Source organism: Sphingomonas oleivorans (assembly GCF_003050615.1).
GTDB lineage: Bacteria > Pseudomonadota > Alphaproteobacteria > Sphingomonadales > Sphingomonadaceae > Sphingomonas_H > Sphingomonas_H oleivorans.
On sequence record NZ_NWBU01000010.1, the window covers coordinates 493,257 to 514,814 of the forward strand.

Annotated in this window: 18 protein-coding genes and 1 pseudogene; 10 read left to right on the forward strand and 9 right to left on the reverse strand. The window is 67.5% G+C overall.

Going from position 1 to position 21,558, the window contains the following annotated elements:
- Positions 1 to 7 precede the first annotated feature (7 nt).
- The 3 genes from guaB to CLG96_RS13635 are packed head-to-tail and all read left to right on the forward strand — an operon-like array spanning position 8 to position 3,247.
- The gene (gene guaB, locus CLG96_RS13625) at positions 8 to 1,468 is read left to right on the forward strand and encodes an IMP dehydrogenase (protein ID WP_107968500.1); all 1,461 of its coding nucleotides are present in this window, start codon (positions 8 to 10) and stop codon (positions 1,466 to 1,468) included.
- A 46-nt stretch (positions 1,469 to 1,514) separates the two neighbouring features.
- A complete protein-coding gene (locus CLG96_RS13630; RefSeq protein WP_107968501.1) occupies positions 1,515 to 2,696 on the forward strand; it encodes an RsmB/NOP family class I SAM-dependent RNA methyltransferase in 1,182 nt (393 codons plus the stop codon).
- 35 nt (positions 2,697 to 2,731) lie between these two features.
- Complete coding sequence (locus CLG96_RS13635; RefSeq protein ID WP_107968502.1) at positions 2,732 to 3,247, forward strand: tetratricopeptide repeat protein; 516 nt, start codon at positions 2,732 to 2,734, stop codon at positions 3,245 to 3,247.
- A gap of 39 nt (positions 3,248 to 3,286) precedes the next feature.
- Here the strand turns inward: CLG96_RS13635 and rsmA are convergent, their stop codons facing one another.
- From rsmA to CLG96_RS13655, 4 genes are all read right to left on the reverse strand, one after another.
- Entirely contained in the window at positions 3,287 to 4,135 is an 849-nt protein-coding gene (rsmA, locus tag CLG96_RS13640; protein ID WP_107968503.1) for a 16S rRNA (adenine(1518)-N(6)/adenine(1519)-N(6))-dimethyltransferase RsmA, read from the reverse strand.
- Positions 4,132 to 5,148 (reverse strand): 4-hydroxythreonine-4-phosphate dehydrogenase PdxA, encoded by a 1,017-nt coding sequence (gene pdxA, locus CLG96_RS13645; protein ID WP_243395777.1) that lies wholly within the window; start codon positions 5,146 to 5,148, stop codon positions 4,132 to 4,134. The genes rsmA and pdxA overlap by 4 nt, the downstream gene beginning before the upstream one ends.
- 7 nt (positions 5,149 to 5,155) lie before the next feature.
- Positions 5,156 to 6,487: a peptidylprolyl isomerase gene (locus CLG96_RS13650; RefSeq protein ID WP_107968505.1), complete on the reverse strand. Its 1,332-nt coding sequence runs from the start codon at positions 6,485 to 6,487 to the stop codon at positions 5,156 to 5,158.
- Positions 6,488 to 6,567: 80 nt separating this feature from the next.
- Positions 6,568 to 8,799 (reverse strand): LPS-assembly protein LptD, encoded by a 2,232-nt coding sequence (locus CLG96_RS13655; protein ID WP_207796708.1) that lies wholly within the window; start codon positions 8,797 to 8,799, stop codon positions 6,568 to 6,570.
- 180 nt (positions 8,800 to 8,979) lie between these two features.
- Here CLG96_RS13655 and CLG96_RS13660 point away from each other — a divergent pair, with 180 nt between their 5' ends.
- The 3 genes from CLG96_RS13660 (at position 8,980) to ndk (ending at position 11,509) form a co-directional block, all read left to right on the forward strand.
- Positions 8,980 to 10,467, forward strand: a complete 1,488-nt coding sequence (locus CLG96_RS13660) for a leucyl aminopeptidase (RefSeq protein WP_107968793.1) — start codon at positions 8,980 to 8,982, stop codon at positions 10,465 to 10,467.
- Between the two features lie 86 nt (positions 10,468 to 10,553).
- Positions 10,554 to 10,991, forward strand: a complete 438-nt coding sequence (locus CLG96_RS13665) for a DNA polymerase III subunit chi (protein ID WP_107968795.1) — start codon at positions 10,554 to 10,556, stop codon at positions 10,989 to 10,991.
- Positions 10,992 to 11,086: 95 nt separating this feature from the next.
- Positions 11,087 to 11,509, forward strand: coding sequence for a nucleoside-diphosphate kinase (ndk, locus tag CLG96_RS13670; protein WP_107968507.1), 423 nt, complete (start codon positions 11,087 to 11,089; stop codon positions 11,507 to 11,509).
- Between the two features lie 60 nt (positions 11,510 to 11,569).
- Here the strand turns inward: ndk and CLG96_RS13675 are convergent, their stop codons facing one another.
- From CLG96_RS13675 to purM, 3 genes and pseudogenes are all read right to left on the reverse strand, one after another.
- Positions 11,570 to 12,217, reverse strand: coding sequence for a hypothetical protein (locus CLG96_RS13675; protein ID WP_107968508.1), 648 nt, complete (start codon positions 12,215 to 12,217; stop codon positions 11,570 to 11,572).
- A gap of 43 nt (positions 12,218 to 12,260) precedes the next feature.
- Positions 12,261 to 13,207, reverse strand: a pseudogene (gene purN, locus CLG96_RS19365) (phosphoribosylglycinamide formyltransferase).
- Positions 13,200 to 14,306: a phosphoribosylformylglycinamidine cyclo-ligase gene (gene purM, locus CLG96_RS13685; protein WP_107968509.1), complete on the reverse strand. Its 1,107-nt coding sequence runs from the start codon at positions 14,304 to 14,306 to the stop codon at positions 13,200 to 13,202. The pseudogene purN and the gene purM overlap by 8 nt, the downstream one beginning before the upstream one ends.
- Before the next feature lie 60 nt (positions 14,307 to 14,366).
- Between purM and CLG96_RS13690 the strand changes: the two genes are divergently transcribed.
- The 4 genes from CLG96_RS13690 (at position 14,367) to CLG96_RS13705 (ending at position 20,016) form a co-directional block, all read left to right on the forward strand.
- Entirely contained in the window at positions 14,367 to 15,626 is a 1,260-nt protein-coding gene (locus tag CLG96_RS13690) for a heavy-metal-associated domain-containing protein (protein WP_243395778.1), read from the forward strand.
- Complete coding sequence (locus CLG96_RS13695) at positions 15,623 to 16,243, forward strand: HdaA/DnaA family protein (protein WP_107968510.1); 621 nt, start codon at positions 15,623 to 15,625, stop codon at positions 16,241 to 16,243. Before CLG96_RS13690 ends, CLG96_RS13695 begins: the two co-directional genes overlap by 4 nt.
- A gap of 10 nt (positions 16,244 to 16,253) precedes the next feature.
- Positions 16,254 to 18,437 (forward strand): RNA degradosome polyphosphate kinase, encoded by a 2,184-nt coding sequence (locus CLG96_RS13700; protein ID WP_107968511.1) that lies wholly within the window; start codon positions 16,254 to 16,256, stop codon positions 18,435 to 18,437.
- Between the two features lie 79 nt (positions 18,438 to 18,516).
- The gene (locus tag CLG96_RS13705; protein WP_107968512.1) at positions 18,517 to 20,016 is read left to right on the forward strand and encodes a Ppx/GppA family phosphatase; all 1,500 of its coding nucleotides are present in this window, start codon (positions 18,517 to 18,519) and stop codon (positions 20,014 to 20,016) included.
- Positions 20,017 to 20,042: 26 nt separating this feature from the next.
- Here the strand turns inward: CLG96_RS13705 and CLG96_RS13710 are convergent, their stop codons facing one another.
- Positions 20,043 to 20,357 (reverse strand): I78 family peptidase inhibitor, encoded by a 315-nt coding sequence (locus CLG96_RS13710; RefSeq protein WP_107968513.1) that lies wholly within the window; start codon positions 20,355 to 20,357, stop codon positions 20,043 to 20,045.
- 5 nt (positions 20,358 to 20,362) lie between these two features.
- Positions 20,363 to 21,535 (reverse strand): ribonuclease D, encoded by a 1,173-nt coding sequence (gene rnd, locus CLG96_RS13715; RefSeq protein ID WP_107968514.1) that lies wholly within the window; start codon positions 21,533 to 21,535, stop codon positions 20,363 to 20,365.
- Positions 21,536 to 21,558 lie beyond the last annotated feature (23 nt).

Sequence of the window (21,558 nt, forward strand, 5' to 3'; positions counted from 1 at the left end):
TCGCCTCATGGATATCAGCCTCGGTCTCACCTTCGACGACGTGCTCCTCCGGCCCGCCGCCTCCGACGTGCTTCCGACCGAGGCCGACACGCGGACCCAGATCACCAAGTCGATTTCGCTCAACATCCCGATCCTCTCCTCCGCGATGGATACGGTGACCGAGGCGGACATGGCGATCGTGATGGCGCAGCTCGGCGGCCTCGGCGTGCTCCACCGCAACCTGACCGTGGAGGAGCAGGCGGCGGCGGTCCGTGCGGTGAAGCGTTACGAATCGGGTATGGTGGTCAATCCCATCACCATGGCGCCGACGCAGACGCTGGCCGACGCGCTGGAGCTGATGCAGCGCCATCGCATCTCGGGCATCCCGATCGTGGAGGCGGACGGCAAGCTGGTCGGCATTCTCACCAATCGCGACGTGCGCTTTGCGGAAAATCCGGCCCAGCCCGTATCCGAGCTGATGACGCGGCAGAATCTGGCGACGGTGCCTGCGGGCGTGAGCAGCGAGGAGGCGCGGCGCCTGCTCCATCAGCGGCGGATCGAGAAGCTGCTGGTGGTGGACGAGGCCTATCGCTGTATCGGCCTCATCACCGTCAAGGATATCGAGAAGGCGGTGACCTATCCCTCCGCCACCAAGGATGCGTCGGGCCGGCTGCGCGTGGCGGCGGCGACGACCGTGGGGGACAAGGGCTTCGCGCGCACCGAGGCGCTGGTCGAGGCGGAATGCGACCTGATCGTGATCGATACCGCGCACGGCCATAATAGCGATGTCGCCAAGGCCGTGGAGCGGGTGAAGCAGCTTTCCAATACGGTGCAGGTGATCGCGGGCAATGTCGCGACCGCCGAGGCGACCCGCGCGCTGATCGATGCGGGCGCGGACGGCATCAAGATCGGCATCGGGCCGGGATCGATCTGCACCACGCGCGTTGTGGCGGGCGTGGGCGTGCCGCAATTGACGGCGATCCTGGAATCGGCGGCGGAGGCGGCGAAGTCCGGCATTCCCGTGATCGCGGATGGCGGCCTGCGCACGTCCGGCGATCTCGCCAAGGCGCTGGCGGCGGGTGCCGCGGGCGTGATGATCGGATCGCTTCTCGCCGGGACCGAGGAGGCGCCGGGAGAAACCTTTCTTTATCAAGGGCGTGCGTACAAGAGCTATCGCGGTATGGGAAGTGTGGGCGCGATGTCGCGCGGCTCGGCGGACCGCTATTTCCAGCAGGAGATCAAGGACCAGCTCAAGCTGGTGCCTGAAGGCATTGAGGGGCAGGTGCCTTATAAGGGCCCGGCCAAGGATGTGATCCATCAGCTCGTCGGCGGCGTGAAGGCGGCGATGGGCTATACCGGCGCAAAGACGATCGAGGAGCTGCAGAAGCGCGCCCGCTTCGTGCGGATCACCAATGCGGGCCTGCGCGAGAGCCATGTCCATGACGTGTCGATCACGCGCGAGGCACCCAATTATCCCAGCCTGGGCTGAACTTGGGGAGCTTGCCTCTCTCCGGATATGAAGGGCTGGGGGAAAGATGACGCCGGCGGCACGCGTTCAGGCCGCGATCGAGTTGCTGGATCAGGTCGTCGCCGCGTCGCGTGAGGGCGGGGCGGCGGCGGACACGCTGATCGCCCGTTATTTCAAGACGCGGCGCTATGCCGGATCGAAGGACCGGCGCGCGGTGCGCGACCTGATCTATGGCGCGATCCGGCGCGCGGGCGAACGGCCCGCAAGCGGCCGCGCGGCCCTTCTGGGGCTTGCGAAGGATAGGCCGGAACTTATTGATCTATTTGATGGATCGGCGCATGGGCCGACGCCCGTTCTGCCCGACGAGCCGGTGGCGGAAGCGGGCGTGGCACCGGCTTGGCTGGTCGAGCGGCTGTCGGCTGCGCTGGACGGAGCCGAACAGGCGGCCTTGCTCGATCGCGCGCCGCTCGACCTGCGCGTCAACCGGCTGAAGGCGACGCGCGCGATGGTGCGGGAACGGCTGCCCGAGGCGCGGCTGGGTACCTTGTCCGAAGATGCGTTGCGCCTGCCCGAGGGCTTTCCGATCGAGACCTCCGCCCTCTGGGCCGAAGGGCTGGTCGAGATACAGGATGAGGGCAGCCAGCTCATCGCCGCGGCCTGCCATGCGGCGCCGGGAATGACGGCTATCGATCTGTGCGCGGGCGCGGGCGGCAAGACGCTGGCGCTGGCGGCGGAGATGGGTGGCGAAGGACGGCTGATCGCCTGCGACGTCGATCGGGCGCGGCTGGCGCGGCTCGGGCCACGTGCGGAGCGGGCGGGAGCAGGCGGCATCGAGACGCGGTTGCTCGATCCGGGCCGGGAGGCGGGGGCGCTCGCCGATCTCGAGGGCAAGGCCGATGTGGTGCTGGTGGACGCGCCTTGCTCGGGCACGGGCACGTGGCGGCGCAATCCGGAGGCGCGCTGGCGGCTGACCCCGGCCCGGCTCGACCGGCTGAAGGCGATGCAGCGCCAGGTGCTCGCGATCGCGGCCCCGCTGGTGAGGCCGGGCGGGCGGCTGGTCTATGCGGTCTGTTCGCTGCTCGACGAGGAGGGGCGGGACCAGATCGACGCCTTCCTGGCGGCGTATCCCGAATGGCGGGCGGAAGCCGAGCTGGTCGCGGCTGGGCGTGCGCGCGGGGCGGGCCGACTACTTACGCCAGTACGGGACGGTACGGACGGCTTTTTCGTCGCTAGTCTCAAACGGCCATGATAGAAGGTCGACATAGCCCTTTGTGGGAGACGTTGATGCGTTTTTCGCCTGTCGCCATTTCCCTTTCCCTGGCGCTTGCCGCCGTTTCCAGCAGCGTGCAGGGGCAGCGCCCCGACGATCAGATCGATCCCCGCTCGCTGGTCCTGCTGAAACAGGCCGAATCCGCCCGCACTTCAGGCGATCTCGTCGCCGCCAATGACCTTCTCGAAACCGCGCTCGCGATCGACCCGCGCAACCGGGCGGCCTTCGTCTCGCTCGGCCGGGTGGCGCAGGCGCAGGCGCTGCCGGGCAAGGCGATCCGCATGTATCGCGAGGCGCTGGTGATCGAGCCCAATGATGTGACCGCGCTGGCCGGCCAAGGCGAGGCGATGGTTCAGAAAGGCGCGGTCGAGCGGGCCAAGGCCAATCTTGCCAAGGTTAAGTCGCTCTGCAAGGCCGATTGCCCGCAGGCGGTGATGCTGGCCGCGGCGATCGCCAAGGGCCCGCCGCCGCCCGTCCTGACCGCGCAGGCGGGCGACAAGGCGTCCGAAGGGGCCACGACCAAGCCCTGACAGGAAACGGTCGCTCCGGCTCTCGGTCGGGGCGCCGGATCAGGCGGCGCGCCGGCCTTCCATCGCGCGCGCGACCGCCACATATTCCTCCACGCTCAACGTTTCGGCGCGGCGCTCGGGATCGATGCCCGTCTGGGCGAGCGCATCGAGCGCGCCGGGCAGGCCCTTCAGGCTCTGGCGGAGCATCTTGCGGCGCTGGCCGAAAGCGGCGGCGGTGAGCGACTCGATCGTGCGGACGGCCACGCCCTCGGGCGCCTCCGCCGGCACGACATGGATGATCGCCGACATCACCTTGGGCGGCGGCACGAAGGCCGAACGATGGACGGTGAAGGCGATGCTCGGCCGGGCGCGCCATTGGGCGAGCACGGCAAGCCGCCCATAGGCCGCGCTGCCGGGTTTTGCGACGATGCGCTCGGCCACTTCCTTCTGGAACATCAGCGTCAGCGAGCGCCACCAGGGTGGCCAGTCCACCGTCGTCAGCCAGCGGACGAACAGCGCGGTGCCGACATTATAGGGCAGGTTCGCCGCGATATGCGCGCCTTCGCCCGCCTCGGCGCGCTCGTCCACCGCGAGCGCGTCGCCATCGATCACGCGCAGCCGGCCGCCCGATGCCTCGGCCAGTTCGCCCAGCGGCGCAAGACAGCGCGGATCGCGCTCCACCGCGACCACCCGCGCGCCCGCGCCGAGCAGCGCACGGGTGAGTCCGCCGGGGCCGGGGCCGACTTCATAGACCGTCTCTCCGGCGAGCGGGCCGGGGACGCGCGCGATCCGGTCGAGAAGTTGGCCGTCGAGCAGGAAATTCTGGCCGAGCGCCTTCTGCGCGCTGAGGCCGTGGCGCGCGATCACCTCGCGCAACGGCGGGAGATCCCGCAGGCGATTGACGGTCATGACGGCTGGCAGCGTGTTTCCGCGCAGGAGCCGGCCAGCGCGATCGCGGCGATCATCGCGCCGGGCTCGGCCTTGTTCTTGCCGGCAATGGCAAAGGCGGTGCCATGATCGGGCGCGGTGCGCACGATCGGCAGGCCGAGCGTCATGTTCACGCCTTCATCGAAATGGAGCGTCTTGAGCGGGATCAGCGCCTGATCATGATAGAGGCAGAGTGCGGCATCATATTCGGCCCGGGCGCGGGGATGGAACATCGTGTCGGCGGCGAGCGGGCCGATTATGTTCATCCCCTCGGCGCGCAGCAGTTCGAGCGCGGGGGCGATGATGTCTATCTCCTCCCGGCCGAGCGCGCCGCTTTCGCCGGCATGGGGATTGAAGCCGGCCATGGCGAGGCGCGGCCGCTCTATGCCGAAATTGCGGATGAGGCCGCGTTCGGTCGTGCGCGCCTTCGCGACGATCAGATCGACCGAGAGGAGCCTGGCCACATCGCGTAGCGCGACATGGGTGGTGATCGGTACGGCGCGGAGCGTGGGGCCCGCCAGCATCATCACCACATTGTCGCGCGAAACGCCGCACCGTTCGGCGACGAATTCGGTCTGCCCCGGATGGTTGAAACCGATCGAATAGAGCTGCGCCTTGGAGACGGGGCCCGTCACCAGCCCGCCGGCGACGCCCGAGCGCGCAAGGCCCACCGCCAGCTCCAGCGCATCGAGCGAGCAGCGCGCGCCGGCCATATTGGGCTCGCCCGGCACGATCGGCCCGGCATCCTCCACCTGGATCAGCGGCAGGGCATCGGCGAAATGGGTGGCTGCTTCGGCGGGATCGAAGATGCGGGCGATCGGCCCGTCCCATACCGCCTCGATCGAGCGTATGTCGCCGACCGCGAAGAAGGGGCGAAGGCCATGCGCCGCGCGCGCGGCCCAGGCCCTGGCGACGATCTCCGGCCCGATACCGGCTGGATCGCCGAGCGCCACGGCGAGGGGAGCGATGGCCGGACCAGCCGGAGCGGGGCTCATCGCGCCTTCATCGATAGTCGACCACCGCATCGCGACGCAGATCGCGCAGATAGCGGCGCGCGCGACGGTTCACGCGCTCTTCCTCGATCTGCGCATAGATCTGATCGAAGGACGGGCCGGTGGCGACCTCCGGATCGTCGCGGCCGCACAGCACGAGCGCGCGGATGCCGTCGGTGAGCGAGCCGAAGGGCTGCGTCGCCTGGCCGATCTGGAGATTGAGCAGCAGTTCCTGGAGCGGGGCAGGCAGATCGCGCACCTTGATCTGATCATTATCGACCACTTCGGCGCCGACCTTCGCGGCGACGTCATTGGCCTTGCCGCAGCCCTGAATGCCCTTCACCGCATTGGCAAAGGCTTCGACCCGGGGCGTGACCTGCGCGCGGGTGGCGCCGGCCGGGAAGCTGATCGAAAGCTGCTTCAGGCTGAGCAGCGCATCGCGCGGATCGGCGGTGAGCACCTGCCGCTTGTCGATCAGCGCGATGATCGAATAGCCACCGGGGATCGCGATCGGATCGCTCACCTGACCGGCCTGGAGCGACTGCGCGGCGGCGGCGAGCGGCTCGGGAAGCTGCTCGCCGCGGACCCAGCCGAGATCGCCGCCGACGGCCGCGGTGGAGGCTTCCGAATATTGGCGGGCATAAGCGACGAAGGATGCGCCCTGACGCACCTGCTGGACGATGCGCTCGGCATTGGCGAGCGTCTCCGCATTGGTATCGGGCGTCGAGGAAAGATAGATTTCGCCGATGCGGAATTCCTGCGCGCCCTTCGACGCGTTGAGCCGGTCGATCACGCCGCGCACCTCTTCCTCGCCGACGTTCACGAAAGGCTCGATTCGGCGGCTGAGCAGGCGGCGCCAGGCGAGCTCGCCCTCGATCTGCCGCTTCATCGAGGCTTCGGACGAGCCCTGCTGGCGCAGATAGGCGGCGAAATCGGTCGGGCTGCGCTTGAAGTTGCCGGCGACGCGGGCATAGGCCTGCTGGATCTCGGCAGGCGTGATCGTGATCTCGTGCGCCTTGGCTTCCTGGATCTGGAGCGTCTCGTCGATCAGGTTGCGCAGCACCTGCAGCCTCAGCCGGTCGCGCTCCTCGCCCTCGATCCGCCCGCCATTGGCGGCGAGCACGAGGGCAAGGCGCTGATCGATGTCGGTATCGGTGATGATCGTGCCGTTGACGATCGCGGTCGCCTTGCGGACGGACGGATCGGCATGGCCGAATATGGTGAGGTCAGACGGCAGGTTCAATCCGTCGGCGCTGCTCGTCTGCGCCGGCGCCATGGCCGAAAGCGCCCCGAGCGCGACGGCGGTCCCGAAACCCGCCTTTGCCAGGCCCTTCCTGAACATCGATACTGTCACATCTATCCCGTTCACTGATTTCGCTTGCCTGTGATGCCGATGCTACGCCCGGATCGCTGAATGCACGCTTAGCGGCCGATGTTCTTGAGCGCCAGCCTCAGGAGGAAGGTGCTGCCGCGCCGCGCGTCGCCGGTCTGCGCATAATCGCGCCGCCAGGTGACTCCCATCTCGAAACAATCATCCGCATAGAGCAGGCCGACCCGGTTGCGAATCGGCTGATAGCCATCCGCCCGCGACAGCGGATCCTCGCCCCGGCCCGTCAGATCGACGACGGTGGAGCCGAAGATCGACCAGTAGCGCGCGAGCTGGAGCCGGCCGCCGAGGCGTATTTCCTCCCGATCGCGCAGATCCTCGATCGCCGGATCGATGTCGCGGTTGAGCCGGAGATAGCCGAGGCTGACATAGGTCCGGCGTGTGCCGATCGTGGCGTCGACCTCGTTGCGGCGGACGGCGAGACTGGTCTTGTCGAGGCGGAAGCGCTCGGTCAGCTCGACGAATCGGCCGTAACGCAGCGTGAGGCGGCCGACGATATCGGAGAAGCGGCCGGACAGGCCCGTGCCCGCCGGCAATATGATCTCCCGATCCGCCAGCCTGTAGCTCTGGCCGATCACGCCGCGGATCGACAGGCGCGGGCGATCGAAGGCCCATTCGGCGCCATAGGTGGCGCGGCTGCCATCTTCCCACCTGTCATAGCCGGGGAAGCGATTGAGCGCGAAGAGATTGGAATCCTCGAGATCGACCGCGCGGGCATCCTCGTTGGGCACGCGCAGATTGGCGATGTTCGGCGCGGCGACGAGCTGGAAACGCGGCGTGAGGCGCTGCGTGCCGCCGAGCAGCTCGCCGACGAAGGGCCAGCGTATGTCCGCCGCCAGCGCCGCGATGCCGCGCCCCGACCAGCCGTCATCGCCGCGATAGCTGATCGTCGTGGTCTCGAGAATATCGCTCGTATGATAGAGGTCGGCCCGGGCATAGCCGGTCAGCGTCAGTTCCTGGCCCAGCCCCGTGAAGCGGCGCATGTCCCAGCGCAGGCCGGCGAAGGCGCGCTGCGTATCCTGCCCTTCCGTGCGCAATATGCCGAGGCTGTTGAGCTGCAGCTCGAAGCGGCCGCCCGCCCAGGGATCATCGAATCGCCGGCGATAGTCGATCGCGGGAAGCGCGATCGGCTGCTGGCCCTGATCCGCCCCGGCGCGCAGCGTCTGCACCGCCCAGCCGGCGATCGACAGATAGCTGTCCCGCGTGATGCGCTCCGCATTGATGCCGGAACGCAGCCGGTCGTCATCCGAAATATCGTAGCGGCGCAGGAAGGTCCGGTCGGTCGAATAGCGGGCAGTGCCGGTGATGCTCCAGTCGGGATCGAGCTGGAAGCGGCCATTGGCGTCGAAATAGGCGCGAATGCCGCGATCCCCGTCCATGCCCGGCGTGGCCTGCAGCGTCGCCGGCAGGCGCGAGCCATGCGTGATGAAGCCGCCGACCTGATAGGCGCCGAGCGAATTCAGCTCGCGATATTGCGCTTCGAGCGCCGGCTTCACCTTGCTGTAGACATGGGGCGTGATCGTCAGATCGCGATTGGGCGCGATCTGGAGATAATAAGGCAGCGAAAGCTCGGCGCCGTTCACGCGGCTGATCCGCACGTCCGGCATGAGGAGACCGGAGGCGCCGCCCCGCTGGCTGCCATCCGGATGCGAGAAGCCCGGCAGCCAGAGGATCGGCACGCCCATGAAGCTGAAACGCGTATCGCGATAGGATATGCGGTGCTTGATCGGATTGTGGACCACGCGCACCGCCGTGATCTTCCAGATCGGCTCCTTGGGACAGCCTTCGGAATCGACCACGGCGCAGGGCGTATAGGCCGCCCGCTCCAGCGTTGTGATCTCATTGGCGCGGGTCGCCCGTTGCGCCGCCAGCCGGCCGCCATCTTCCAGCACGAGCAGGAGATTTTCGACGACGCCGTCCTTCAGCGTGTCGGTCAGATCGACGCTGTCGCCATAGAGCGTATCGCCGCCGGGACTGGTGACAGCGACATTGCCCTCCGCGCGGACCTGCGCTGTCTTGCGATTCCAGATGACCTTGTCCGCGCGCAGCCGATAGCCGGCGCGGAGCATGCGCACATCGCCCGTCGCGGTGACGATATCCGCCTCGCTGTCATAATCGAGGCTGCCGGCGCTGAACGTCACTTCCTCTTCGCTGGCGGGCGGCGGCGGGCCGGCCTGATCGGGCGTAGGCGGCGGTGCGGGACGGTCGCCAAGCTGCTGGGCGAAGGCGGAGGACGCCGCAACCAGCGCGAGGGGCAGCGCCGTCATCAGGAAAAGTGTGTTCTTGTTCACATTGCCCCACGATACACGGCTGCGCGACGGACCGCCTATCGCACAGCGGCGTGCCCTGCAATCGCCCTCGGCAAGACGATGACACGCCTTATCTTTTGAAAGCGGCGAAAGCTGCGCCTAGATAGCGGCGATAACAGCCTGAAAGGTGTTTCGTTGATCAAGGTCGAATTTGCTGCTGCCTGCCCGAGCGGAGCCCATGTCCTCGTCCTTCCCGTAACCTCGCCGGATGCGGCGGCCGGTCGTTTCCCGGCGGGCCATGAGGCCGCCGCCGACCTTGCGAAGCGCAGTGCCACGGCGGCGCGCTTCGGCGGCGAGGCCGGATCGATCCTCGAACTGTTCGTGCCCGAGGCGGAAGGCGCGCGGCGCGTGCTGTTCGCGGGCGTGGGTGCCGCGGCCAATGGCGAGGGGACCGCCGCCGAGCAACTCGGTGCGGCGGTGGTCGCGCGGCTGCTGACGTCCGGCGAAAATCGGGTGGTGATAGACCTTACGGCGCTTGGGCTGGGCGATCCGGCCGATTTTGCGGCGCGCGTCGGCCTCGGCGCGAAGCTCCGTTCCTGGCGGCACGACATTTATCGCACCAAGCTTCCCGCCAAGGCGAAGCCGAGTCTCGCCGAACTGGTGATCGTCGGCGGCGGCGAGAGGGCGGATGCCGCCTGGGCGCGGCAGGATGCGGTGGCGGAAGGCGTCGCCTTCACGCGCATGCTGGTCGCGGAGCCGGCCAACATCATCTATCCTGAAAGCTTCGTCGAGCGTTGCCGCGAACTGGAAGCGCTGGGTGTCCAGATCGAGACTCTGGACGAGGACCAGATGCGTGCGGCGGGCATGGGTGCCTTGCTCGGCGTGTCGCAGGGCTCGGCGCGGCCGGCGCGGCTGCTTGTCCTGCGCTGGGACGGTACGGACGGCGCCGAGGCCGAGCCCGTCGCCTTCGTCGGCAAGGGCGTAACCTTCGACACGGGCGGCATCTCCATCAAGCCGGCGGCCGGCATGGAGGATATGAAGTGGGACATGGGCGGGGCCGGCGCGGTCGCGGGCGCGATCAAGGCGCTCGCCGCGCGCAAGGCCAGGGCGCATGTCGTCGGCATTTGCGGGCTGGTCGAGAATATGCCTTCGGGTACGGCGCAGCGGCCGGGCGATGTGGTCAGCACCATGTCCGGCCAGACGGTGGAGGTGATCAACACCGACGCGGAAGGCCGTCTTGTCCTGTGCGACGCGCTCACCTGGGTCCAGCGGCGGTTCAAGCCGAAGACGATCGTCGATCTGGCGACCTTGACGGGCGCGATGATCATCGCGCTCGGCCATGAATATGGCGGGCTCTTTTCGAACAGCGACGATCTGGCGGACCAATTGACCGCAGCAGGGCGCAAGACGGGCGACCAGCTCTGGCGGATGCCGCTCGGCGATCCCTATGACAAGCTGATCGAATCGCAGATTGCGGACATGAAGAATGTCGGCCCCCGCCCGGGCGGATCGATCACGGCGGCGCAATTCCTGCTGCGCTATATCGAGGAAGGCGTCCGCTGGGCGCATCTCGACATTGCCGGCATGGTCTGGGCGGCAAAGCCGGGCCTGCTGTGGGACAAGGGCGCCACCGGCTATGGCGTGCGCCTGCTCGATCGTTTGGTGGCGGACAATTTCGAGAAATGAGATCGTCCCGGCGCGACGCCGGGGCTTCGAGACGTAAGACCGTCCCGGCAGGCGCCGGGATGGGAGGCATCGGACGGAGGGATGCGGTGCAGGTCGATTTCTACCACCTTGCCGCAACCCCCGTGGAGCGCGTGGTGCAGCGGATCGCCGAGCGCGTCCTGAGCGATGGCGGCCGGCTGCTGGTCGTCGCCGGGGATGAGGGCGTGGCGGGCAGGCTCGACGCCTATCTGTGGGACTATGCGCCCGATAGCTTCCTGCCGCATGGCCGGGCCGGGCAGGGTGGGGAGGCGGATCAGCCGGTGCTGATCGGAACCTCGCCCGATCCGCTCAATGGCGCCAGGCAGATCGCGTTGGTGGATGGCATCTGGCGGGACGAGGCGCTGGCGTTCGATCGCGCCTTTCATTTCTTCGACGACACGACGATCGGCGCGGCGCGCGCCGCCTGGAAGACGTTGGGCGGTCGCGAGGATGTCGAGCGGCGCTTCTGGAAGCAGGAGGACGGGCGCTGGAAGCAGATCGCCTGATGCTGTGCCGGGCCGGCTTGCGGATGAAAGCGCCAGCGGCTAGGGACGCGGCCACTTTCCGATCCTGTCAACTTCAATATGGAGACCGCTCGGCCATGGCGACCGAACGCACTTTTTCGATCATCAAGCCCGATGCCACCCGTCGCAACCTGACGGGCGCCGTGACCGCCAAGCTGGAGGAAGCCGGCCTGCGCGTCGTCGCGTCCAAGCGCCTGCAGCTCAGCAAGGAGCAGGCCGAGGGCTTCTATGCGGTGCACAAGGAGCGGCCCTTCTTCAACGATCTCGTCAGCTTCATGATCTCCGGCCCGGTGGTCGTGCAGGTGCTGGAGGGCGAGAATGCCGTCCTGAAGAATCGCGAAGTGATGGGCGCCACCAACCCGGCCAATGCCGAGCCGGGCACGATCCGCAAGGAATTCGCCGAATCGATCGAGGCCAATTCGGTCCATGGTTCGGACTCGCTCGAAAATGCCGCGATCGAGATCGCCTATTTCTTCAAGCCGGAAGAAATTGTCGGCTGATTGCTGAAAGAGGTTCCTCACGCTCGGCGCTCAAGATGAGCGCGCTGAATGAGGCGCCGCTTACGGCCTGACGCTCTTCGGATGCCGGGCCTTCCATAGCGCATCGAGGCGGGCGGGCACGGATTTTGCGTCCGCCCGCCCGATGAGCGACAGGCCGCGCAGGCGGACCTCGCTTCCGCCAAGGAAGCTCCCCTCCACGACATAGCCGATATCGTAGAGCGCGATATCCTCGTGCAGCGCACCGCCGCCCAGGAAACGGGTGGCGATCGCGATCGGCAGGCGCTCGTCGCCCTGGCTATCCTCGCTCCGCCCGGCGGCGCGGCGCGCTTTCCGCAGCGCGCTATCGAACCAGTCGCCTTCGATCCGCGCATTCCCGGTCGTCTCGACCGGATCGACCGCGAGCGCGCCGGGGAAACGGATCGTCTGGCTCTGGATCGTCTGGTCATCGCGGAGCGGCGCAAGGGCGATGCTCTCGCCATCCCGGGCGGGCGTGCCCCGGAGCAACAGCGTCGCGGCAGCGCGATCGGCCTTGCGCGCGCTGGCGTCGCGCTCCGCCTCGGCATTGCTGCGTTCGCTATAGCTGTTCCAGAAGGTAAGGGCGGAAATCGCCACTGCGGCGACCGCCAGCACCTCGCCGAGCGTAAGCCAGCGGCGGCGGATCGCGGCGGCTTCGGCGGCCTGTTGCCTGGGCGTCTGTTCCTGGGCCATGAACGGCTGCTGCTCCCGGACTGAAGGCAGGAAGATAGGCGTTTCAGATCATCCCGGCCAGCTTGCGCGGGGCGGCGAGCCGCCAGCTCGTCCGGATACGATCCTCGACATGATCCCAGTCGACCGGCCCATGATCGAGCCGCAGCCCGACCCAGCCGGCGGGGCCGATATAGGCGGGCCGATAATAGAGATCGGGATCGGATTCGATCAGCATCGCCTGTTCCTCCAGTCCCGACGTCTTGACGCAGACGGAGGTGATGCCGTCGCCATGATGATCGTCGAGGAAATAGACGAACATCTTTCCCGAGACGGAGAAGGCCGGCGTGCCGTGCGACAGCTTCGTCGCGGTGGCGGGCAGAGCGAGGCAGAGGCGCGAGACCTGGTCGAGAAGCGCCTGAGCCGTCGTCATGCCGCGATCCTTTCCCGCACGAAGCGGGCGAGCGCCTCCGGATAGAGGCGATGTTCCTCGATCAGCACGCGGGCGGCGAGATCGGCGGCCGTGTCGCCGGGCAGGATCGGCACTTCCGCCTGGGCGATGACGGGGCCGTCGTCCAGCTCGGGCGTGACGATATGGACCGAGCAGCCCGCCTTGGCATCGCCCGCCTCGATCGCGCGGGCATGGGTGTCGAGCCCCTTGTAGAGGGGCAGCAGCGAGGGATGGATATTGAGGATGCGCCCCTGCCATCTTTCGATGAATTCGGGCGAGAGCAGGCGCATATAGCCGGCAAGCGCGATCGTCTCGACACCTGCCGCGCGCAGCTCCGCATCCATCAGCGCATCGAATTCGGCGCGCTTCATTCCCTTGTGGGACCGGGCCCAGGTGGCGATGCCCTCCCTGCGCGCCAGATCGAGCCCGGCGGCCTCGGGCACGTTCGATCCGACGAACACCACCTCATAGGGGCTGTCGGCCGCATGGCTCGCGGCGATCAGCGATGCCATGTTCGATCCGCGCCCCGAAATCAGGACGCCGATACGCGCCTTCTCAGCCATGATGCGTCGCGGTCCAGGGGCCGCGCGCGCTCCACGTCTCGGCGGAGCCCGAGACGGTGCAGCCCTTTTCGCCCGCGACGATGCGGCCGATGCGGAAGACCGTCTCGCCCGCCGCCTCGAGCGCGGAGGCGATCTCGGCGGCATCCGCCTCGCGGACGACCACGGCCATGCCGATGCCGCAGTTGAAGGTGCGCGCCATCTCCTCCGGCTCGATATTGCCCTGCGCCTGGAGGAAGGCCATCAGCCGCGGCTGGGGCCAGCCATCGGCATCCACCGAGGCATGGAGCCCGCCGGGCAGGACGCGGGGGATATTTTCGAGCAGGCCGCCGCCGGTGATGTGCGCGAGCGCCGAGACCTTGCCGGCGCGGACGAGCGGAAGGAGCGACTTCACATAGATTCGCGTGGGTTCGAGCAGCGCATCGATCAGGCGGACGTCCTGATCGAACAAAGCCGGGCGATCGAGCTTCCAACCGCGATCGGCGGCGAGCCGGCGGACGAGCGAGAATCCGTTCGAATGAACGCCCGAGGAGGCGAGGCCGAGGATGATGTCGCCTTCGGCTACCTTATTGCCGGTCAGCGCCTGGGCGCGCTCGACCGCGCCGACGCAGAAGCCGGCAAGATCATAGTCGCCATCGGCATACATGCCCGGCATCTCGGCCGTCTCGCCCCCGATCAGCGCGCAACCGGCGATGCGGCAGCCCTCGGCAATGCCCGCGATCACCGCCTCGGCGACGCCATTGTCGAGCTTTCCGGTGGCGAAATAATCGAGGAAGAAAAGCGGCTCGGCGCCCTGCACGATCAGGTCGTTGGCGCACATGGCGACGAGATCGATTCCCACCCCATCATGCCGGCCGCTGTCGATCGCGAGCTTGAGCTTGGTGCCGACGCCGTCATTGGCGGCGACGAGCAGGGGATCTTCATAGCCCGCCGCCTTCAGGTCGAAAAAACCGCCGAAACCGCCAATCTCCGCATCCGCGCCGGGCCGGCGGGTGGCGCGGACGAGCGGCGCGATGGCCTTGACGAGGGCATTGCCCGCCGCGATCGAGACCCCCGCCTTGGCATAGGTATAGGGCTCGCCATTGTGTGTGCTGTTCACCATGCGGCCCCGCCTACTCATATCGGGCTTGGATTTCCACGGCCAACTCGCCAAAAGACCCGCGTGAAGCTGCTGCCTCCTCTGCTCCGTCCCCTGCCGCTGGCCATGATCGCGACCATGATGCTGGGCGCGGGCGCCGTCATGGCCCAGATCGAGGGCAATGAGAGGGGCGTGGCCCCGATCGACAACAGCACAAATTTCGAGGTGGGCGGCGTCACCGTCGACGTGGCGGCACGGGATAGCGATTCCGCGCGCACGGCCGGCTGGCGGCTGGCGCAGCGCAAGGGCTGGCGGATGCTCTGGGCGCGCGCAAATGGCCAGCCGGCCGAGGCCGCGCCCGGCCTGCCCGATTCGACGCTCGACTCGATCGTCGCCGGCATCGTCGTGGAGGATGAGCAGATCGGGCCGACGCGCTATATTGCGCGGCTCGGCGTGCTGTTCGATCGGGCGCGTGCAGGGCAGTTGCTGGGAGGTGCCAATAATGTGGCGCGCTCGGCGCCGATGCTGGTGATCCCGGTGATGTGGTCGGGCGCCACGCCGCAGAGCTTCGAGTCGCGCACCGAATGGCAGAAGGCCTGGGCGCGCTTCCGGTCCGGGGGCAGCCCGATCGATTATGTCCGCCCGCATGGCAGCGGCGTCGATCCGCTGATCCTGAACGTGGCACAGACGCGGCGGCCGGGGCGCGGCTGGTGGCGCATGCTGCTCGATCAATATGGCGCGGCGGATATCGTCGTGCCCGTCGTCCATCTTCGCCGCGAATGGCCGGGTGGGCCGGTGACCGCGCGCTTCACGGCGCTGCATGGGCCGGATGCGAGGCCGATCGCCAGCTTTTCGCTGCGCGCGGCCAGCAGCGAGGCGATGCCGCGCATGCTGGATGAAGGCGTGCGGCGGATCGACGAAGCCTATTCGCAGGCGCTGCGCGAAGGCCGGCTGGAACCCGATCCCTCGCTGGTGATCGAGGAGCCGGTGGACGAGGCGGCAATTCAGGAGTCGATGGCGGAAGCGCCGGTGATCGAGGCGGTCGGCGGCCTTTCGACGATCACGGTCGCGGTGGCGACACCCGATGCGGCGGCGCTGACCCAGGCCGAGCAGGCGCTGCGCGGCGTGCCCGGCGTCGCTTCCGCCAACACGACCAGCATGGCGCTGGGCGGCATATCGCTGATCCGCGTGAGCTTCACGGCGGATGCGGCGACGCTGCGTTCGCTGCTCACTGGGCGCGGCATCGACGTGCGCGGCGTTTCGACGGAATCGGGGCCGGCGCGGCCCGCTGCTTCTCCGCCGTCCGTCGCTCCACCGCCGCCACAGGGGCAGCCGCCGCGATGAGTCAGTTCGCGCTGCCCTTCGACTGGCCGGCCGCCGAGGATGAGCGCGACTATATCGTTTCCGATGCCAATCGGCCGATCGTCCGCCATCTCGATCATTGGGCGCTGTGGCCGGTCATGGCGACGTTGCTGACGGGCCCGCGCAAGTCCGGCCGCAGCCTGATCGCGCGCATCTTCACCGCCAAGGCCGGCGGGGAGATGATCGACAATGCCGAGCGGGCGGAGGAAGAAGAGATCTTCCACGCCTGGAACCGTGCCCAATCCGCGCGCCGGCCGCTGCTGATCATCGCGGACGCGCCGCCGCCCGAATGGGAGGTGAAGCTGCCCGATCTTCGCTCGCGCCTTGCCGCCACGCCGCATATCGCCGTGGCCGCGCCGGACGACGCGCTGATCGGGGCCTTGATCGAAAAGCTGCTGCTCGCCCGCGGGCTGGCGCCGCCGCCCGATCTGGTGCGTTATCTCGTGCCGCGCATCGAGCGCAGCTATCTGGGCGTGCATCGCGCCGTGGATGCGCTCGATGCGCTGGCGCTGCAGCGTCGGCAGGGGCTGACGGTGCCGCTTGCGCGGAGGGCGCTGGCGGCAACGGGAGTCATCGACGATTCATCAGCTATTGGGTAGAAATGCGGTCATGGATCAGTCGAGTCCCGTCCCGGCATCACTCGTAGAGGACACGCATGAGGTGCCGCCGGCGCCGATCGCGCCGCGCAACCGCTATTTCAACCGCGAGATTTCCTGGCTCGCCTTCAATCAGCGCGTGCTGGACGAAGCGTGCAACCCGGCCCATCCGCTGCTCGAGCGGCTGCGCTTCCTGTCGATATCGGGCAATAATCTCGACGAATTCTTCATGGTCCGCGTGGCCGGCCTGAAGGGCCAGCAGCTCCAAGACATAAATGACCGCTCGCCCGACGGGCTGACGCCGGCGCAGCAGCTCGCCGCCATCGCCGAGCGCGGCGACCGGCTGATGGCGGACCAGCAGCGCGTGTGGCTCGATTTGCGCGCGGAGCTGGAGGAAGCGGGCATCGACGTGCTCCGCCGCGACGAGATAGAGGGTGACATCGCCGACTGGCTGGAAGGCCATTTCCGCGACCAGATCTTCCCGGTGCTGACGCCGCAGGCGCTCGATCCGGCGCATCCCTTTCCCTTCATTCCGAACAAGGGCTTCAGCCTTATCTTCGATCTGAAGCGGCTTTCGGACGGACGGCCGATCCGCGAGCTGGTGATGGTGCCGTCCACGCTCAAGCGCTTCGTGCGCCTGCCGGGGAGCGATGCGCGCTATGTCGCGATCGAGACGCTGATCCGCCGCTTCACCGGCATATTGTTCCCGGGGTATGAAGTGCAGGGCTATGGCGCCTTTCGCATCATCCGCGACAGCGACATCGAGATAGAGGAAGAGGCGGAGGATCTGGTCCGCTACTTCCGCTCGGCGATCAAGCGCCGCCGCAAGGGCCGCGTCATCCGCCTCGAAATTGCCGAGCGCATGCCCGATGCGCTGGAAACGCTGTTGAAGGACGAAATCGGAGGCTCCGACGCGCTCTTCGCGGAGACGGAGGGTTTTCTCGGCATCGCCGATCTGGAGCAGCTGGTCGAGGAAGATCGGCCGGACCTGAAATTCCCGCTGTTCAGCCCGCGCTTCCCGGAGCGGATCCGCGAGCATGGCGGGGATTGTTTCGCGGCGATCCGGTCCAAGGACATCGTCGTCCACCATCCCTATGAGAGCTTCGACGTGGTGCTCGCCTTCCTGCGGCAGGCGGCGCAGGATCCGGACGTGGTGGCGATCAAGCAGACGCTCTATCGCGCCGGCAAGCAATCCGCGGTGATCCGCGCATTGGTCGATGCGGCGGAAGCGGGTAAGTCGGTGACGGCGGTCGTCGAGCTCAAGGCGCGCTTCGACGAAGAACAGAATCTGATGTGGGCGTCGCAGCTCGAACGGGCGGGCGTGCAGGTCGTCTACGGTTTCATCGACTGGAAGACGCACGCCAAGGTCTCGATGGTCGTGCGGCGCGAAAATGGCGGCTATCGCACCTACTGCCACTTCGGCACCGGCAATTATCATCCGGTGACAGCGAAGATCTATACCGACCTCAGCTTCTTCACCGCCGATCCGCGCGCGGGGCACGATGCGGCGCAGCTGTTCAATTACATTACCGGCTATGTCGAGCCGACCCGTCTCGAGATGCTGACCATGTCGCCGCATGGCCTGCGCGAGAGACTGAGCGACCTGATCGACGGCGAGATCGACAATGCGCGGGCGGGCAAGAAGGCGGCGATCTGGGCGAAGATGAATTCGCTGGTCGATCCCACCATCATCGAGAAATTGTACCGGGCGAGTGCCGCGGGCGTGCAGATCGACCTGATCGTGCGCGGCATATGCTGCCTTCGGCCGGGCGTGCCCAATCTTTCGGAAAATATCCGCGTCAAATCGGTGATCGGCCGCTTCCTGGAGCATAGCCGGATCGTCGCGGTGGGCAATGGCTGCGCGCTGCCCAATCCGGATGCCAAGGTCTTCATCTCCTCGGCGGACTGGATGCCGCGCAATTTCGACCGGCGCGTGGAATATCTGCTGCCGATCGAGAATCCGACCGTCCATGCGCAGGTGCTCGATCAGGTGATGGTCGCCAATCTGATCGACGACGAGCAGAGCTGGCGCCTGCTGCCCGATGGCGAATATGAGCGGATCAAGCCGGGCAAGCGGCCGTTCAACCTGCATCGCTATTTCATGACCAATCCCTCGCTTTCGGGCCGTGGTGCGGCATTGGCGCGAAGCGGTTCGGTGCCGACGCTTACGCTGCGGCGGAGCGGCGCGGGAGCATAAGCGGCTTCCGGCCGTGGGGCTTTGCCGCTAGACAGGCGGCCTGTCCCCTTTGAAGGGCAGGCCCAGTTACCGGATTCAGATGCCCGCGATCTCGCTTTTTCGCAAACAGGATGCAGCCACGCCGGAACCCGGCCGTGTCGCCATCATCGACATCGGATCCAATTCGATTCGCCTCGTCATCTATGACGGGCCGGCGCGCATCCCTTCCATCCTGTTCAATGAGAAGATCATGGCCGGGCTCGGCCGTGGCCTTGCCAAGGACGGCGCGCTCGACCGGGACGCGATGGAGCGGGCGGTGTCGGCGCTCGGCCGTTTCAAGCGGCTGACTGAGGACATGAATGTCAGCAACGTCCGCACCGTGGCGACGGCGGCGGTGCGCGACGCATCCAATGGGGGCGAATTTCTCGCCCGGCTTGCCGCTATCGGCCTCCAGGTCGAACTGCTTTCGGGCGAGGAAGAGGCGGCGATGGCCGGCTATGGCGTGCTGGCCGGCATTCCGGGCGCGGACGGCATCGTCGGCGATCTGGGCGGCGGCAGCCTGGAACTGATCCGCGTCCGCAATGGCGAGGTAGGCGAGCGGGCATCCTTCCCGCTGGGCGTGCTGCGCGTGGCCGCGATCCGCCGGAAGGGCCATGGCGCGCTCGGCACCTTCGTTGCCAAGGCACTGGCAAAGCAGGGCTGGAAGGGGGCGGGGCAGGGGCTGCCCTTCTATCTGGTCGGCGGATCCTGGCGTGCGCTGGCACGGCTCGACATGCATCTTTCCGATTATCCGTTGCCGATCGTGCATCATTATCGCATGCCGCCGGAGCGTGCGCTGCGGCTTGTCCGCGTGCTCGCCCATATCGACAAGCGGCGGCTGCGCGCCGTGAACGGGATGTCCTCCGCGCGCATCCCGACATTGGGCGATGCGGCGGCAGTCCTTGCCGTGATGGTGAAGCATCTCGGATCGAGCGGGATGATCGTCTCGGCCTATGGCTTGCGCGAGGGTCTGCTCCATCAGAGCCTGCCGCCCGAGGTGCGCTGTCTCGATCCACTGATCTGCGCGACGCGCGAGGAAGGCATCCGCCAGGGACGTTTCCCGGAGCATGGCGACATGCTCGATCGCTGGATCGCGCCGCTCTTCCCCGACGAGAGCCCCGAACATGCCCGGCTGCGCCATGCCGCCTGCCTGCTGGCGGATGTGGGCTGGCGCGCCCATCCTGAATTCCGGGCGGAACGCGGCCTCGATACGGCGCTGCACGGCAATTGGGTGGGGATCGACGCGGCCGGACGCGCGATGATGGGCCGGGCGCTGTGGATCAGCTTCGGCGGCAATAGCGGCCCGCTGGAGATTGTGGACAGCCTGTGCACGCCCGAGGAGCGCGCCCGCGCGGACCGCTGGGGCTATGCGATGCGACTTGGCCAGCGGCTGAGCGGGGGCGTGGCCGAGGCACTGACGGCCGCGCGCCTGTCGATCGATGCGAGCGGCGTGATGCTCCATCTCGCCGAGGAGGATGTCGCGCTTTACGGCGAGGCCGTCGAGCGGCGGCACAAGACGCTGGCGAACGCCTTCGGGCGGCGGCCCGTGCTGATGGTGTGATGGTGGCCTGATCGATCGGCGGAGGATCAGCCGCAGCGTATGGCCTTTATCCTGTCGCGCTTGTCGATTTCCACGTTCAGCCGGTCGGCGCGATATTCCATCGTCACGACCGTGCCGGGCCTGATCTGCCGCACGGTCTTCGCGCCGGCAGCGATGCGGGCCATTTCGATGAACGGCACATTGGCGGGCTTGCCGACATAGGCTTGCGCCTTCGTCGCATCGCAGGCGGCGGCCGGTGGAGGCGCCGGAGCGGGAACGGGCGCAGGCGGCAGTGGATCGCGAGGCCCGGCCGATGCGCAGGCGGCAAGCAGTGCGGGGGCGAAAAGGATGATCCTACGCATGTCGGTCACTCCGGCGAAAGCTCCGACATAACCATCCGACCCTTACGCACGCTGAACGCCAGACGCCCTTCGACCAGGGCCAGCGCATCCTTGCCGAACACATCGTAGCGCCAGCCTTCGAGAAGCTGGAGCCCGTCGCGCTGGCCGGCCGCGATCGCCTCCAGCTCCTCCGAGCGCGCGATCAGGCGCGGCGCGACATCCGCTTCCCGGGAGCGCACCTTGAGCAGGAGCTTGAGAAGATCCGCGACGAGTGCGCCTTCCTTGCCGAGGCCGGGCTTGCGATCCTCGCGCGCCGGCATTTCGGCATCGGGCAGCGGCCTGGCATTCTCGATCGCCTCGATCAGCCGCGCGCCGATTTCATTATGCGCCCAACTGGCCGAAAGACCCCGGATGCGGGAGAGATCGGCCTGCGCCTTGGGTGGGTGCGAGGCGATGTCGGCCAGCGTCTCGTCCTTGACGATGCGGCCGCGCGGCAGATTCTTGCTGCGCGCCTCGCGCTCCCGCCAGGCGGCGATCGCCTTCAGCCGGCCGAGCACGTCCGCCTTGCGGCTGGGCAGGCGGATGCGCGTCCAGGCGAGTTCGGGGACATTGGCATAGTTGGCGGAATCGCCCAGCCGCTCCATCTCCTGATCGAGCCACTGGCCGCGCCCCGTCTTGCGCAGCTTGTCGAGCATGCGCGGGAAGATGGCGATGAGATGGGTGACGTCGCCGATCGCATAGTCGATCTGGCGCTTGTCGAGCGGGCGGCGGGCCCAGTCGGTGAAGCGCGCGCCCTTGTCCAGCTTCACGCCGGTCATGCTCTCGACGAGGTTCGAATAGCCGACCTGCTCGCCCATGCCGAGCGCCATCGCCGCGACCTGCGTGTCGAACAGGGGAAAGGGCGTCTTGCCCGTGAGATTGTGGATGATCTCGATATCCTGCCCGCCGGCATGGACGACCTTCAGCACATCGTCATTGTTCACCAGCAGATCGAGCAGCGGCGCAAGATCGATGCCCTTGGCCTTGGGGTCGATCGCGGCGGCCTCATTCTCGTCGGCAATCTGGACCAGGCAGAGATCGGGCCAATAGGTGTTCTCGCGCATGAATTCGGTATCGACCGCGACGAAGGGCGAGCGGGCAAGGCGGGCGCAGAGATCGGACAGGGCCTGACTGTCGGTGATGAGCGAATGAATCTTCATGTGCGGTCCATAGACCGGCCGCT